Annotated in this window: 11 protein-coding genes and 2 pseudogenes; 8 read left to right on the top strand and 5 right to left on the bottom strand. The window is 62.2% G+C overall.

The window, feature by feature from the left end; all coding sequences use genetic code 11:
* Window positions 1-15: 15 nt before the first annotated feature.
* A pseudogene (locus tag ACRYA2_RS18195) lies at window positions 16-1,024 on the bottom strand (DUF7351 domain-containing protein).
* Window positions 1,025-1,157: 133 nt separating this feature from the next.
* Here ACRYA2_RS18195 and ACRYA2_RS18190 point away from each other — a divergent pair.
* Together ACRYA2_RS18190 and ACRYA2_RS18185 are read left to right on the top strand one after the other, a co-directional pair.
* Window positions 1,158-1,982 carry an arylamine N-acetyltransferase family protein gene (locus tag ACRYA2_RS18190; protein ID WP_433631319.1) on the top strand — a complete coding sequence of 275 codons (825 nt, stop codon included), beginning with the start codon at window positions 1,158-1,160 and terminating at the stop codon, window positions 1,980-1,982.
* Window positions 1,983-2,051: 69 nt separating this feature from the next.
* Window positions 2,052-2,795 carry an SDR family NAD(P)-dependent oxidoreductase gene (locus ACRYA2_RS18185; protein WP_433631617.1) on the top strand — a complete coding sequence of 248 codons (744 nt, stop codon included), beginning with the start codon at window positions 2,052-2,054 and terminating at the stop codon, window positions 2,793-2,795.
* A 71-nt stretch (window positions 2,796-2,866) separates the two neighbouring features.
* Here the strand turns inward: ACRYA2_RS18185 and ACRYA2_RS18180 are convergent, their stop codons facing one another.
* From ACRYA2_RS18180 to ACRYA2_RS18170, 3 genes are all read right to left on the bottom strand, one after another.
* The gene (locus tag ACRYA2_RS18180; protein WP_433631316.1) at window positions 2,867-3,349 is read right to left on the bottom strand and encodes a hypothetical protein; all 483 of its coding nucleotides are present in this window, start codon (window positions 3,347-3,349) and stop codon (window positions 2,867-2,869) included.
* The gene (locus ACRYA2_RS18175) at window positions 3,346-3,483 is read right to left on the bottom strand and encodes a hypothetical protein (protein WP_433631313.1); all 138 of its coding nucleotides are present in this window, start codon (window positions 3,481-3,483) and stop codon (window positions 3,346-3,348) included. Before ACRYA2_RS18175 ends, ACRYA2_RS18180 begins: the two co-directional genes overlap by 4 nt.
* A gap of 292 nt (window positions 3,484-3,775) precedes the next feature.
* Window positions 3,776-5,602 carry an ABC transporter ATP-binding protein gene (locus ACRYA2_RS18170; protein ID WP_433631310.1) on the bottom strand — a complete coding sequence of 609 codons (1,827 nt, stop codon included), beginning with the start codon at window positions 5,600-5,602 and terminating at the stop codon, window positions 3,776-3,778.
* Window positions 5,603-5,793: 191 nt separating this feature from the next.
* On the opposite strand from ACRYA2_RS18170, the gene ACRYA2_RS18165 reads away from it, so the two are divergent.
* The 3 genes from ACRYA2_RS18165 (at window position 5,794) to ACRYA2_RS18155 (ending at window position 8,515) form a co-directional block, all read left to right on the top strand.
* A complete protein-coding gene (locus tag ACRYA2_RS18165; protein ID WP_433631307.1) occupies window positions 5,794-6,780 on the top strand; it encodes a winged helix-turn-helix domain-containing protein in 987 nt (328 codons plus the stop codon).
* Between the two features lie 57 nt (window positions 6,781-6,837).
* Window positions 6,838-7,701, top strand: coding sequence for a CPBP family intramembrane glutamic endopeptidase (locus ACRYA2_RS18160; protein ID WP_433631304.1), 864 nt, complete (start codon window positions 6,838-6,840; stop codon window positions 7,699-7,701).
* Window positions 7,702-7,984: 283 nt separating this feature from the next.
* A complete protein-coding gene (locus tag ACRYA2_RS18155) occupies window positions 7,985-8,515 on the top strand; it encodes a 2'-5' RNA ligase family protein (protein ID WP_433631301.1) in 531 nt (176 codons plus the stop codon).
* 1,643 nt (window positions 8,516-10,158) lie between these two features.
* On the opposite strand, the pseudogene ACRYA2_RS18150 reads toward ACRYA2_RS18155, so the two are convergent.
* Window positions 10,159-12,011 (bottom strand): annotated as a pseudogene (locus ACRYA2_RS18150) (cation:proton antiporter domain-containing protein).
* A 450-nt stretch (window positions 12,012-12,461) separates the two neighbouring features.
* Here ACRYA2_RS18150 and ACRYA2_RS18145 point away from each other — a divergent pair.
* From ACRYA2_RS18145 to ACRYA2_RS18135, 3 genes are all read left to right on the top strand, one after another.
* The gene (locus tag ACRYA2_RS18145) at window positions 12,462-12,701 is read left to right on the top strand and encodes a DUF2061 domain-containing protein (RefSeq protein ID WP_433631298.1); all 240 of its coding nucleotides are present in this window, start codon (window positions 12,462-12,464) and stop codon (window positions 12,699-12,701) included.
* Between the two features lie 207 nt (window positions 12,702-12,908).
* Complete coding sequence (locus ACRYA2_RS18140; RefSeq protein WP_433631296.1) at window positions 12,909-13,886, top strand: DUF7972 family membrane protein; 978 nt, start codon at window positions 12,909-12,911, stop codon at window positions 13,884-13,886.
* Between the two features lie 475 nt (window positions 13,887-14,361).
* Window positions 14,362-14,973: a metal-dependent hydrolase gene (locus ACRYA2_RS18135; protein WP_433631293.1), complete on the top strand. Its 612-nt coding sequence runs from the start codon at window positions 14,362-14,364 to the stop codon at window positions 14,971-14,973.
* Window positions 14,974-15,295: the final 322 nt, after the last annotated feature.

Below are 15,295 nucleotides of genomic sequence, written 5' to 3'. Positions count from 1 at the left end.
TCTCGCCGGCAACCGCTACGGGTAGTCGCGCTCGACGACCGAGAGGTCCTCGTCCACGACCAGTTCGAGCGTGTCACCGTCGGCTGTGGCCGACGAGCCTCCGCTCGAACGGTCCGCGGAGCGAGTCTCCGCGCCGCTCGCGGAGACGCCGTCGAGCGAGACACACAGGGCCACTTCCCAGGGGTCGGTCGAGCGAACCGTCGTGAAGCGGTCGGTTGCCGCGAACTCCAGTTCCCAGATGGGCGTCGTCGTCACGTCGAGCCCCCGCTCGTGGCAGAACGATATCAGCCCGGGGTCGCGCAGGAGTGCCTCGCCGACCCGCAGGTAGTTCCGGTGGCCGCAGTGGTCGCACGCTCGGTTGATACACGCTTCGCGCAGGTCCGGACGCGGGTACCCCGTGTCGGACGGGGGAACGAACCGCACGTCGACGGCGTTTCCGCAGAGCGGACAGGCGCCGCGGGCGAACGTGGCGCTGGTGCTCGCCGACCTGCGAGAGCAGCGTCCGCTCGTCGTCGTCAAGGACGCCGGGCGGCACCAGGTCGTACTCGTAGAGATACTCGCAGTCGGGACACTGCATCCTGAATATCGAGTTGCGGTACGTCGCTTCGACGGGCGTCCTGCAGTGGTAGCAGTCGAGGTCGACGGCCAGGCGGTCGACCGACTCGTCGCCGGTCGTCCTAGCGCGGATGGTCCGGGTGAGCATCGTCCCCTCGGGGCGCAACGCGTAGCCGTCGTCCTTCCGGTCGACGACGTCGTCGACGAGCTGGGCGTTCCCGTCCGCGCGCTTCTCGACGAACTGCCCGACGAGCTGCTGGAGGTGGTAGTTGAACTGACTGCTCCGGACGTCGGCGTCGACGCGCGAACGAAGCTCCGAGAACGACAGGGACGGTGGACTCCCCTCGCCGCCGCGGGCGTCGCTGAGCGTCCGGAGGATTCCCGCCCGGACCTCGTTGCCGACGAGCGCGAACGTCTCCTCGGCCGTCGGGGCCGCCTCCGTGGCCGGTTCGTGGTCCTCACCCGCCATGCGGGAAACGTGTACGGGAGGTGGATAATCACTTTCGGTCCGACCCGTCGGCGGCCAGAAGTATAACCCGGGTAACAATAATCGAGTTCAGCGAGTCCTTTTGTTCTTGTCGACGCGACGTTCGACAGGAACCGTGACGGACGACATGAACCACGAACGCTACCTGTCCCGCATCGGCGTCGAGCCGTCGCGCGCGCTGGCCCGCGACCGCGAGACGCTCGAACGTCTCCAGCGAGCGCACGTCACCGCGGTCCCGTTCGAGACGCTGTCCATCACCGGCGACCCGCACGGGGACCGCGAGGGCGAGGGCGTGTCGCTCGCGCTTTCCGACCTCTACGAGAAGATCGTCGACCGCGAGCGGGGCGGCTTCTGTTACGAACTCAACGGGCTGTTCGGATGGCTCCTCGACGAACTCGGGTTCGACGTGGACCGCCTCTCCGCCCGAATCGCGAACGACGATGGCACGTTCGGACCGCCAGCGGACCACCTCGTCCTCCGCGTCTCCCTCGACCGGCCGTACCTGGTCGACGTCGGCCTCGGCCTCCCGAAACTGCGACGCCCGGTCCCGATGGACGGGACGACTCGCTCGGACGCCGCCGGCGTCGAGTGGTGCGTCGTCGAGAGCGAGCGGCCGGACGCTGACCACGTGACCCGGTACCGGCGGTCCGACGCCGACGACTGGCAGGACAGGTACATCTTCCGGACCGTGCCACGGGAGCTGCGCTACTTCGAGGCGACCTGCGAGTACTTCCAGACCGCTCCCGACTCAGCGTTCACCGGCGACCCCGTCGTCCTCGTCGCCACCGAACGGGGGTACGTGAAGCTCACGCCCGACATGCTCACCCGCGCGACCGAGAGCGACGAACGCGAACGACCGGTCGAGCCGAGCGAGTGGCACGACGTGCTGGAACGGGAGTTCGGCCTGCGCTACCCATCCGACCGACCGAATTCTCCCTGAGACCGGGTCCGTTTCGTCCCTTCGACCGGCTCCCTCGTCGTTCGCCACAGGTATTAGTCGGTAGTACGAATCTGTAATGCCACGACAGTACTCGTGACCGGTGCGAGCAGGGGAATCGGCCGAGCCATCGCGTTGCGGCTCGCGGAAACGAACGACGTCGCCGTCAACTACTTCCGGTCCGCCGACGCCGCCCGAGAGGTCGTCCGTGAGGCGGAAGCGAAGGGAGCGACCGCCAGCGCCTTCCGGGCCGACGTCCGCGACTCCGATGCGGTGACGAGCATGGTCGACGACGTCGTCCGGACGTTCGACGGACTGGACGCCGTCGTCAACAACGCCGGAATCGTCCGTCCGAGCAGGGCGACCGAGATTACCGACGAGCAGTGGCAGGACGTGATGGAGACGAATCTCGGCGGCGCGTTCTACACGGCGCGAGCGGCGATTCCGCATATATCCCCGGGCGGGGACGTCGTCAACGTCTCCAGCATCGGCGGGACGGGCGGAACCGTCGACGCGAGCTACGCGGCGAGCAAAGCCGGACTCCACGGCCTCACCCGCTCGTTGGCCCGGGAGCTCGGTCCCGACGGCGTTCAGGTGAACGCCATCGCGCCCGGGCCGGTGGAGACGGATCTGAACGACGACATCGTCTCGTATCTGGAAGATATCGACTTCCGCGGCCACGAGAACGTCGACACCCACCTTCCGACCTACGCCTGCGACCCGGAAGCGATCGCACACACCGTCGAGTACGTACTGGAGAACGACTTCGTCCACGGGGAAATCGTGAACGTGAACGGCGGCATGCAGTTCCGGTGACATCCTCGCCTGGCGTTCACGCCGGGGCTTCCACCACGGGTGGAATACCCAGACTGGCTGGGATTGAGGTTTCAAGACGTGTGCGCGTCACCGGTCTCTGGCCCCGTCCCCGCTCCCACCGCTGGTGAGCTAGACGAACCCTTGTCATCGGAAGCCCGCTTTGCAGACGGGAGTTCCTCACTCGATGGCGTGTCTTGGTGGGCCCTGCCGGAGAGTGGGACTTCCCAGCAAATCGAGTGGTGTCTGTCCTCGTCAACGTCGAAGACGGCTGCGGTGTTCGCGTAGCGGATGGGGTGGTCGTCTGCGAGTTGCTTTGCACCGTACGTGTCCTCGTCGAGCAAGTTGGGAACGTATTTCTTGAGTGCGTTTTTCGAGTGCCAATTGAGGTCTTCACCGCTGACGACCTCGTTGACAGCACTCATCGTATCGCACTCTTCGTTGAAACTGCGGTGGAGCAGCGTCCCGTATCGCTCATGCTCGTCGTGGAGCTTGCGCTGCTTGTGTCGAGTGGGTGGAGCAAGATACGCTTCGAGCGTCTTACTTTCCTCACTCATTCTTCAGCAGCGTCGAGGCCCTTCTCCACGAGTTCGGCGTAGGCGAAGTCCATTCGTAGGCCGTTCTCGCGGGAGTATTCTTTCACTCGCTCGTGAAGGTCACTGCCACGCTTGATGGCGATGTCAACTCGCATCCGTTTTTCTGTATGTTTTCTTGTACCTTAAAAGGTTCGTGTTACGGTGGGGTATTCAGAGTGCTGTAGCACGTAGGTTGTGTAATGAAGTGACGCGATTCACGCCTGCCCTAAAGGGCCGAATTCTCTCACTGCTTAAAGATAGTCGGATTGCGCGGTGCTCGTCGCGCCCGGGGTTTCGTTCGCAGGTGGCGGTCGCGGACGTTCGGTTGCGACGGTCCGGCCGCCTGACGAAGCCATCGACGAGCGCGCCGACCCGGGTCGGTACGGCACCGCTCGTCCGGTCCCGGCCTCAGGAGGGGACCTCGGCGACGTCCCCTGTCTGGATGCGCCACAGCGTGGCGTACGTGCCGCCCCGCTCGACGAGTTCGTCGTGCGTCCCCCGTTCGACGACGTTCCCGTCCTCCAGCACCAGAATCCGGTCTGCGTCCCGAACCGTCGAGAGGCGGTGGGCGACGATGAGGGTGGTACGGTCCGCGGTGAGTTCGTCGAGTTTCTCCTGGAGCACCAGTTCCGTCTCGTTGTCGACGTGGCTAGTGGCCTCGTCGAAGACGAGGATCAGGGGGTCGGGGAGGATGGCGCGTGCGATGGCGATGCGCTGGCGCTGGCCCCCCGAAAGCGTCGCTCCCCGCTCGCCGATGGTGGTTTCGTAGCCGTCGTCCAGTTCGCGGACGAACTCGTGTGCACCTGCCTGCTTTGCGGCGGTCACGACGTCCTCCCGCGTCGCCTCCGGGGTCGCGTACGCGACGTTCTCCCGGACCGTGCCGTGGAAGAGGAACGGCTCCTGGTTGACGTACCCGATCTGGTCCCTGAGACTCTCGACGTCGACGGTGGCGACGTCCTGCCCGTCGATTCTGACGGTGCCCGAGTCGGGGTCGTAGAACCGGAAGAGGAGCTTCGTCAGCGTAGACTTGCCCGCCCCGGTCGAACCGACGACGCCGACGAACTCGCCGGAGTCGGTGGCGAAGGATACGTCGCGGAGCGTCTGCTCCTCGGCCGTCGGGTACGAGAAGGAGACGCCGTCGTACTCGACGCGGCCCTCGGTCACGCTTAGGTCGGGAGCGTCGTCGCGTTCCTCGATTCGGTCGCCGCTCTGGAGGAGGGAGACGACCCGCTTGCTCGACGCCTGCGCGCTCTCGAACTTGTTGATCACGTCGACCGCGAGGCGCCGCGTCGGGTCCAGGAAGGAGAACGTGTACATGATGAACGTCAGTAGCGTGCCAGCGGACAGCGCCTGGGTGAACCACAGTGGCGGTCCCGCGATGATCCAGTACCCGCCCAGCAGGAACAGTCCCCAGATGCCGACGGCGGCGATGAGCCACGAGACCCGATTGTAGACGGCTCGAAGGCGGATAGCCGACCACTTCGACCGCTTGTACTCGGTGGACGCGTCCGCAACGCGGGCGCGCTCTCGGGCTTCTTGCGTGAAGGCCTTGACGGTGTCCAGCCCCTCGATAGCGTCGCGGAGGCAGACGTTCATGGCCCCGACGCTCTCCCGGATGGCATCGAACCTGGGTTCCAGCAGCGCGGCGTACACGCGACCCGTCGCCACGATCAGCAGCGGTAACGCGGCGACGACGAGCGCGAGGTTCCAGTTCAGCAGGAGCATGAAGGCGAACGCGCTGAGGACGTCACCGCCGTAGAGGACGCCGTCGCGTGCGCCGTCGAAGAGGTCGCCGAGGTTGTCGACGTCGTCGTTCAGGATGCTCAGCATGTCGCCACCCTCGCTGGTGTCGTGGAAGCGCATCGAGAGCGACGTGGCGGTGTCGTAGGTGGTGGTCCGTATCTCGTGGAGCGTCCGGAGGGTCGCCTCCTCGTAGACGAGCTGCCCGTACCACTTCGACGTGCTCTCGACGATTATCGCGGCTCCGAGGACGCCGACCGTCAGGAGGGCCTGTCCGTTCGTCGTCGTCGGAATCCAGCCGGCGGCGAGCAGTGGCAGCGTGAACGCCCGGCTCTCCAGGAGGAGCGCGTCGAGGGCGACCCCGATGAAGAGGGCGGGAATGCGCTGGAGGAACAGCGCGAGGAGGAGAAAGCAGATCCCCTCGGTGAACCTCGCCCAGTGTCGTCTGGCGACCCGATGCAGGAGATAGCCGATCGACTTCTGTGGCGTTTGCATAGAGTGGACTGTGTCGGAATCGTGTCGGAAGTTGGTCGACGGGGTAGCGACTTCGTCCTATACCCGTCGCGATACGTTCTGTCGTCGGTCGCCGTCCGAACTGGTTCGAACAGCGTACGTGTCGACCATCGTATTCGATTGCGGGAGCGACACCGCATAAGTGTAATCCGCAGCCGATTACTGTTGGAGAAATGATATTTTCCGGGCAGGGTAACTCCCGTCGGCTCGGATCGGAGCGCATCGCAAGCGAAATGGCGTTCGACGGCGACGACGAACACATGTCCGACGGGGCTCCCGACGATGACCCGTCCGTGGTCGTCGAAAAACGGTCGCCGGTCGAGGTCTTCGAGTTGCTCTCCAGCGGGGTGCGCGTCGAGATCCTTAGAGCGCTCGGCGAAACCCCGAACGAGGCGCTCACGTTCTCGTCGCTGTACGAGCGCGTCGACATCGCGGACAGCGGGAACTTCAACTACCATCTCGGCAAGCTGGTGGGGTCGTTCGTTCGCGAATCCGACGGTTACGAGCTGACTCACGCCGGCAAGCAGGTCGTCGGAGCGATGTACGCGGGCACCTACACGACGAAGGCGACCGTCGACCCCATCTCGGTCGGGTGGGACTGTCTGCTCTGTGGCGGCGAGATGGTCGTCAGCTACGACGACGAGAAAGCAGACTTCCGCTGTACCGACTGCGAGAAGGGAGCCAGGTTCTCCTTCCCGGCCGGCAGCCTCGACCAGTTCGAACGCGAGGAGTTGCCACAGGCGTTCGCCCGCTGGTGGCACCAGCTCATGACACGGATCGCCGACGGGTTCTGTTCCATCTGTGCGGGACGACTGGACGGAGAACTCGCCAGCCCTCCCGGAGGCACCGAGGACGACCCGCAGCCGTCGCACGCCGAGTTCGAGTGTCGCCGCTGCGGCGGCGTCGCCGAAGTATCCGGTGCGACGCTCGCGACGTTCCACCCCGTCGTCGAGGGGTTCTTCGCCGAACACGGGTTCGACGTCTCGACCCGCCACGGCTCGCAGGTCTGGGGGGAGATGGACGCGTTCGATGCGACCGTCCTCTCGGAGGACCCGCTCCGACTCGAAATGCGATTCGAGCACGCCGGCGAGACGGTCGTCGCGGAGATCGATCCGGACGCGACGGTCAGTTGCGTGGAGCGTCGCCCCTCCGCGAGGTGAGCCGCTGCCGTGAAACGCGCTTTCGGAACGCACCTCACTACGTGGACGAGCCGACACGTGTTCGCCGCCTTCCTCGCCCTTACGCTCGCGATATCGTGGGGCATCCCCGGAATCTTGCTGGTTCTCGCCCCGGTTCTCCCGTTCGAGGTGACGTTCGCCGGATACTCTCCGCTGGCGTTCCTCGTCGTCTGGGCGCCCGCGATCGCCGCGTTCGTCGTCGTCGGCATCGCTTACGGACGGGAGGGCGTCCGCGATTACGGGCGTCGTATCTCGCAGGTGCGCGGTCGGTGGCCGTGGTATGCAGCCGTCGTCGTCGGCATCCCGGCCGTCTACTTCGTGGCTGCCGCGTTCACCGCGGTACTCGGTGGGCCAGACCTCCGTCTGGCCGACGGCTGGCTCGCGGCGTTCCTGACGACGGCGGGCTTGCGCCTCCTGCAGGGCCCCATCGAGGAACTCGGGTGGCGCGGTCTCGCACTCCCGGTCTTGCAACGGCGGTACAGTGGCCTCGGCGCGGCGCTCGTCCTCGGATTCGTCTGGTCGGTCTGGCACGCGCCGGCCACGGTGATCGCGGCTGCCGAATTCGCTCGTGGTGGCGGCTCCATGCCGGTTACGCTGGTGCGCCTGTTCGTCGGACTGATGGCAACCTCGGTGGTCATGACCGCCGTGTACAACGGATCCGGTGGAAGCGTGCCGCTGATGGTCCTGTTTCACTGGCTGACGAATCTCGCCTATCTCTGGGAGACGACGACGAGCGTCCCGCTGGCACAGGACGCCCTGACCGTCCTGGTTGCCGTCGCAATGGTGTTTCTGTTCGGTCGGCAGTACCTCGGAGACGCCGACCTCGTCACGGACGTGGTTCCGACTGTCGACCGCGACGAACCCGGCGGGGGCTCCGCATCGTCGACCCGTCACTCGAAGTGACTGGCCCTGCTCTCGATGCAGACAGAGCATCGTCAGAGTGGCTGAGATCTCTATCGACCCGTCAGTGGTTGGCCTCGGTCGACGCCCTCGTTCCAAATCGATACACGGACCTGGAAGATCGTTGACCGCAAGGTGGCGTTTAAAGGACAGATAAACGATTGTGCTGACTCAGCTGATGCCGGCCTTTCGACAATTATCGGTTCCAAAACTGGGACGCTTCGTGCGTACTACTTCTCAGACTAACAGCAGAATATTTATTGCAAATATTTTAGGATATCGAAGTATGGCTACCATCATCGGACCTACGCTTCCTGACCCGTATTACAGCACCGTCGAATCCATCCGGGACGAGTTAGTAGATGAATTCGGCGTTGACGAGTACGCCAACCCCTTTCCGCACTTTACCCTGTACGCGCTGGACGATGACGTCGATACTGCAACCGTTGAAGCGGCCGTCGAGGAAGCTACGGAAGAGCACTCTCCGTTTTCTGTCCATACAGATGGTATCGGCATCTTCCCCGGTAACGTCGTCTGGCTCCCGGTCGCTAAATCCCCTCAACTCACAGCACTCCACTCTGACGTCGTACGGGCGGTCGAGAATCTGGGAACGGCACCAGAGCCATACTACGAACCGCAGAGATGGTTTCCACACGTGGGCTTCGCACTCGACGTTGATGATGAGCGAACTCGTAACATCGTTTCGTTCCTCCTGGAATACGACTTCGAATGGGATTTCACTGTAGATAATATTACGATCACTCGACCACCGGCCGATAGAAGCGAGTACGAAGTAGTGGCCTCTGTCGATCTCTGAACAGACCGTACTGAGCAGTTAGACGCATTCTTGCGCGTGCCGTGTCCAGCGTCTCGTAGCGGTTTCGAGTGTGAGTCTCGCCGAACTGTCTTTCGACGGATTTCCCGACGATCGCACACCGAGTGACCGGTGTACGGTTCGACGCCCTGGTACGACCGAACCCGGCTTGCCGGACTGGAGTCAGATGTTCGCACTATCTCAGAAACGTGGTTCTGATACGACGAGCGCTCCTCTGTCGAGCAATTCGCCCGTTCGTTTCCGCTGGCCTACTTCATCTTCGATGCGCACGACAGCGACGCGAGGTCGACATGGTGGGCGGTCGATGTGCTCGTCCAGGTGGATTCGACTGATGGGTACGAACACGCGCCGATAACACGCTCACTTTGCTGAAGAAGGAGTCGGGAATCGGAGAGAAAGCCGTCCAATCCAGCCGAACGCCGTGTTTCCGAGTGGCATCGCTGCCTGCGGTCTCGAGAACTCGACAGAAAGTAGTTGGTACGACAAGACTGAGCGCGAGACTCGATTTGCAGCGGTTTCCGCTCACTAGTCCGTCCGAAATCCCGAATCATAGATTCTCTATAGCCGTCGCAGTATCGACTCCCGAAACCCACTGATTTCCTATAGCACTATGAGATTTATCACCGGGCATCCCCGACGCCCTCATGCGGTTTTCGTCACTCAGCGCGTAACCATGTCACTTCCGCTTAAGACCTATTTAACCGGAAGTGGCCTACCCCCGGTATCCCGTTCTCGATCTATGCGGAGTTCGTAGTGCTGTTCGAGAGTCTCTTCATCGTGGACAGCATCTCCTGCTCGGCGGTCAGAAAGCTCCTCGAGGCTATCTTGTTGGCCATCGAGGACGAGGGTGTTGCCCGGTTTCGTCTCCGTTTCTGGCTGGGGTGCCGATGTACGAGCCCTCTCATCGAATACCGAGTATCACTCCTTCCGCTGGCAGATTTAGTTCGGATAACGTTCTCTCGGATCCGTTGAAATCATTGGAGAGTGACAGGAGCAATCGGTAGTCCGATTCGAGGTTGAGGAAACTATCGCACCTCCGCTCGTTCGATTCGGGGCCATAGCGCTCAGTATTATCACTCCGTCACCCGTCAGAAGACGCGGATATCGACAGAGCCACGTATACACACGGAAATTCGCCCGTTCTGAAGCTGTGTTTCCTGCCAGAAGAACCATTACTCACGAACTGGTTGAGTGAACTATCCGAGCGAGCAATCGAGTATTCGAAGCGTAAGCGTCGCGTCATCGATCCTCGTTGCGCTCTTGTACGGCGACATCGGGGGTGCGACGATTACCACCAGATTCCTTCCGTACGTGACGTCGCTGCTCGTGACGATCGTTCTCGTTCCCCTCGTACTGCTCGCTGTGTTCATCCTGGGACTGCAACCGTAACTCGGCGGACTTCGACAGTTGGACCGCTGCTCCTACAGCGAGCCTTCGATGAAAACCAGTCCAGATTAAAAGCAATAATTCTTATTAAGGTAGGTACGTACAAAAACCGAAAATAGACCGCTCACCTCGATGTCTGCATAGTTAACCCAACGAGCCCCGTTGACCGCCTTGCCCGGTCTCACTTGCTCACGTGACGATGAGGAAAACGCGACCGGTCGTACTTCGAGTGACGGGTCTCACCCGGTGCAGTGCTCGATGGCTTGACGGACTGCTTCTGTTCGCCCGATGAACGTCAGATGGTCACCGTGCTCGATCGTATCCTCTGGATGGGGAAGCTGATTGACTTCGTCTCGACTGAGAAGCGCGAGGTGACAGTCTTCCGGGATATCGACCATGAGCTCTGACACCGTCTTGCCGGCAATCGTATCGGTCGTGACTTCGACTTCCTGTACGTCGCCCGTTCGGCCTAACTCGGTCATCCAGCGGGAGATCGCGGGTCGCTCGATCACGTTGTCCATCGACCACGCGACGGACATGCCGGCCGAGATTGCTTCGACGTCGAGATCTTCGAACGCGTCGACGTTGCCTGGCTGATTCACGCGGGCCACCACGGTCTCGACGTCGAACGTGTTCTTGGCGAGTTGGGCAATCAGAAGGTTGACGTCGTCTTCGCCTGTCGCCGCCGCTACTACCTTCGCGTTCCCGGCTCCCACGGCCTCCAGAACTTCCTGACTGGCGCCGTCATCGTGTCGAACGGAAAACCCGTCCGCTCTGAGCTCTTCGACGGCCTGCTCGTCGTTGTCGATGATCACAACGTCCTCATCGCGTTCCTCGAGCCGTTCGGCAAGCGCTCGCCCGACGCGCCCGCCGCCGATGATGATCGTCCGCATCGGAATCACGTCCAGTGCCTGTGCGAGGTGACGTGCCAGGCCCCCTTCAAAGACCACGGTCACGAATATTACGAGGAAGACCGTCCCGACGAGCGTCGTCGCAACTTGCGGGTTCTGGGGCTGTATTTCCAGCGCGAACAGGGTTGCGACGCTGGCCGGGATGATTCCTCGCGGGCCGATTGCGCTGACGTAGAGCCGTTCGTTCAGTGTCAGCTACCTCCACGGGTACAGAGCATGACGAGGGCGGGACGAATCACGCCGGCGACTGCGATGACCACGATCACTCCCCCGATTCCGAGCGCGAGTAAGTCCCCGAGAGAGAGGAGCGAGGCGAGGGTAATGAAGATGAATGCAATCACGAGGAGTGTGATATCTCCCTTGAATCGTTCGACGGCATCTCGATACGGCAAGTCGGTGTTTCCGAGGATAAATCCACCTGCCGCGACGGCGGCGATGCCTGCTTCCGAGGCGATCTGTTCGGCCAAACCGTACATGACGAGGGAGGCGATGAGGACGATCAACCGTGCGTTCTGTGGTGCGTTCTCGACAGAGAGCCTCACGTGGCGTAGGAGATACCAGACGATTCCCGCGACGATGCTCCCGACAAGAACACCGACTCCGAATCGCACCCCGAATTCGCGGACGAGCGTCGGGAGTCCGCGCGTCTCCAGCAGAACGTATTCGAACATCACGATGGAAAGAATCGCAGCCGTGACGTCGTTGACGACGCCTTCGGTTTCGAGCGTGGTGGCGACGCGGTTACGGACAGGGACGACGTTCGTGATGGGCGTGATGACCGTCGGTCCGGTCGCTACCAGGAGCGACCCGACCAAGAGCGCCACGTCCCATGGAGCGTCCAGTGCATATCGCACGGCGATGGCCGTTCCAGCGAGAGAGATGACTGCGCCGAGGGTGACGAGGCGGAGCGTCTCCCTCGGAGATTCGCGCAGATGCTCTAAATGGAGATGGAAGGCTCCTTCGAAGACGATAATTGCGACGCTGAGCCCAACAATCGCCGGAAGTGCCTCACCGAAGATATTCGGTGTGATGATGCCGAGTCCCTCCGGTCCTACAGCGACGCCTGCGAGGATGAGGAGCATCACGCTCGGAACACGAAACCGGTCCGAGATGACTTGAGCAGCGACTCCCAGTCCCAAGATCGTAACGACGACCGTGATCAACTCGACTGTAGCGGCCACGGGTTGGGGTCCGTTCTCGGATTACTGCATACAATCGGTAAACCTCTATGACTACTTTCGAGCAGCCCATCCGCCGAAGAAGCGAGCGGTGTTCCATTAGGAGCCCCCGGTTTCCTCGTTGTAGTTACCGGCGTAGTCCGTCGTTTGCATGTGGACGGACTCAGGCGCGGGCAGGAGACCCGAGACGGGTCGGATCCGTGTTCGCTCTTTCCCTGCTTCTCGCGGTGTTCCTGCATCCGTCGGTACAGGCGTCTCGTTTCGCCAGGTTCGTCGAAGATCACGGTCGTTTCGGACGGTGGATCGTCGTCCGATACCGTTGCCGAGGAATCTCTCTTTCGAACTATCATCGGACCATCGGATTTCGCACTTCTGTAACTGCTTTCAGTTACGAAACAACCAACATGGAACTATTGGCGGTTACTTATTAGTGTCGGAATAGACACCTTCTCTATGCTCCGATGGCTCGCTTCTCGCTCTCCCCGCCAGGCCAGGTTACGAGCGATTACCAAGACGCTGTGCTATCGGCTTTTCATGCTGTTGATTACGATCACCGTTGCATGGCTCGTCGTCGGGAACGTCGGCGATGCGCTCAATATTGGCGTCGTCACCAACGTCGTCAAAACGGTGACCTACTACGCCTACGAGAGGCTCTGGGACCACATCGCGTGGGGAATTTCGTCCACCGACTGAACTCTCCGGAGATAGGTAGACGCTCTGTCGCCAATTTTCCACTGCCGTTCGCGTCAATCGTTAGCGCGTTCGATTCCGACGTTCGGATAACTTTGCCGTCGAACCACTATCTCTACGAAGCTACTCTAACGATACGTTCGGGAGGAATCCCTTCCTCTCTTCAACCACGTCAGTAGCATTCATACGTGTCCCTCGCTATCAGTTTCTATGCGGGAAACGTCGCCCGACAACGAGCCATCGTTACAGGAGGGTGAGTTCGCTCTTACCGAATGGCTGCTGTTTCGCGGGCACCGGCTTCTGATTGCAGGTTTAGTGCTTGGGCTGATATGGGCGTTGAGCATCCTTCTGATCCAGTTTAACGTTCTGGAAGTCGGTCCGTCGAGTTCGATGCCCACGCTACTCGGTGGTATCATCGCCGGCCAACTGACGCTTTTCACGGTGACGCTTTCTATCAACCAACTTATTCTATCGCGAATGTTCGCCTCTCCGCCCGAAATCAAGAGACGACTACGGGGGACTGTCAATTTCCGCCAGCAGGTACGAGACGTCACGGACGACCCGAGGCCGCCGGTGAATCCACAGGAGTTCTTGGCGGTGATCGCGCGTGCACTTCACGCGCGCTCAGAGGAACTCGTCGAAAGTGCCGACACGGTCGATCCAAAGCACCACGAGGCGATCGAAGAGTGCGCGCTATCGCTTCAGAACTACTCGAAGTTCATAGAGACCCTTGCGAAGGACGAGCGGACGGAAACCCTCTACATCGTATCGGCGCTTTCACACGAGACGTACGTACAAAACACAGTAGCTGTGGAACAGCTTCGAGCCGATCTGAGCTCCCTTCCCGAGCGTATTTCGGCGATACTGGAGGACGTTTCGACGATACTCGAGGCAGTGCCCGTCGCCCGGCAGCATTTCAAAACTCTGACCATCCAGCAACAGCTCGCCGGTCTCTCACGGTACATCGTTTACACGGGTATCCCGTCGATTCTCATATCAATACTGCTGCTCCTTTTCTACACTTCGGGTGGAGGAGTCAAAGTTCCGGAACTGTACATTCGTCCGATAGCCGCGTTGACCATCCCGATAATCATGACCCCGAGCGTTCTTCTCGGCGTGTACGTCCTCCCACTGGCTGTCGTTGCCGAGCGTACCGTCTCGACCGGCCCGTTCCTTCTGGCGGAGTAGGCCCTCCGTTTCGCTGTCGCCCGACCACGTCGTCGAGTACTTCGAGCCAGGAGTCGCCACGGGCGAATTGCTCGGCTGGCACCGTGGTGTCCGATTCTCGGACTATTCCGGTGTGGACCGTTGGTTCGACGAGTTGCGTCCGCGCCGGAGTCGGTTGCGGCCCATCCAGCGGGGCTACCTGACCACTGGACTAACGAGCGCTGGGCGGTGACGTCACGTTCAGTTACGGTGGTAGCGAACCCCACTGCGTCCTCGCCCACCGGGAGCGGATTTTGCCGCTCCAGTGACGCAGTAGCTTCCGATCGGCGATTTTCCCCCTCTCGCCGGGCCGCCGGCACCTGTGAATCGTCAACTTCTACCGACCGAAAACCGGCGATGGTGTGTACTTTTCCGTCTCGGGTCGTTACTCACCGGCGATGAGATTCCCGGACGAAGACCCCGGTCGCGCGGTCGGTCCCGACACCGCCGGTTCGTCGTGTACCGAGGATACGCGCCGGTCGGTGATGTCGCCGTGATGCCGTGGGGCCACGCCGCCTTCGGCTACGTCCTGTACTCGCTCGGCCATCGGCTCGTGACAGGCGACCCGCCCGCGGGTCCTGCGGTCGTCGTCGCGTTGCTGTTCGGAACGCAGTTGCCGGACCTCGTCGACAAGCCGCTCTCGTGGGGGCTCGGCCTCTTTCCGCAGGGGTACTCGGTGGCGCACTCGATACTCGTCGCCGTCCCGGTCGGTCTGGGCGTCCTCGCCCTGACGGCTTCTCGGAGCAGATTCGACGTGGGCGTCGCGTTCACCGCCGGTTACTGGTCGCACCTCCTCGGCGACGCGATTCTGGCGGTGCCCAAGCGCGGTATCTCGCCGCTCGACCGACTCCTCTGGCCCGTCGTCACGCTTCCACCGTACGGCCACGAGACGACGCTGTTCGGTCGAATCGACCGCGTCTTCGGTGAGTTCTTCCAGTCCGTACTGACCACGAAGCATCTGCTCTTTCTCGCCCTCTACTCGGTGCCGTACCTGCTGGCGTTCGCGCTCTGGCTCGTCGACGGTGCGCCCGGTATCGCGCACGTTCGGCGGACGGACAGCGGACAGTAACCGGCCGCCGCTCGTCTCCGGCCGACCACACGGCGGACGTCCGGTGGGTCGCCGACGCAGAGTCAGCCGGATGGGCCCGCGTCGCGGGCGAACGCAGAGAGAACGAGCCTGGGTTCGCGTCGCAGCCGCTGGCCGTTCCACGCCCAACAAAAGACGAGTACGCCAACGGGCCGGGTTAGCTACCGCCGCCCTCGGTGGTCGTTGTGGTCGTCGTCTCACCGGGCGTCGTGGTGGGCGTACCGCCCCCGCCGCCGCCTCCGCCACCGCCGCCCTGTCTGCTGGCGGACGTGCTGACGAGGCTGAGTTGGCTGCTGAACACGTT

It is taken from the genome of Halomicrococcus pelagicus (assembly GCF_050954125.1).
The sequence above is the reverse complement of the archived record's forward strand: the minus strand, read 5'-3'. Positions and strand labels throughout refer to the sequence as shown.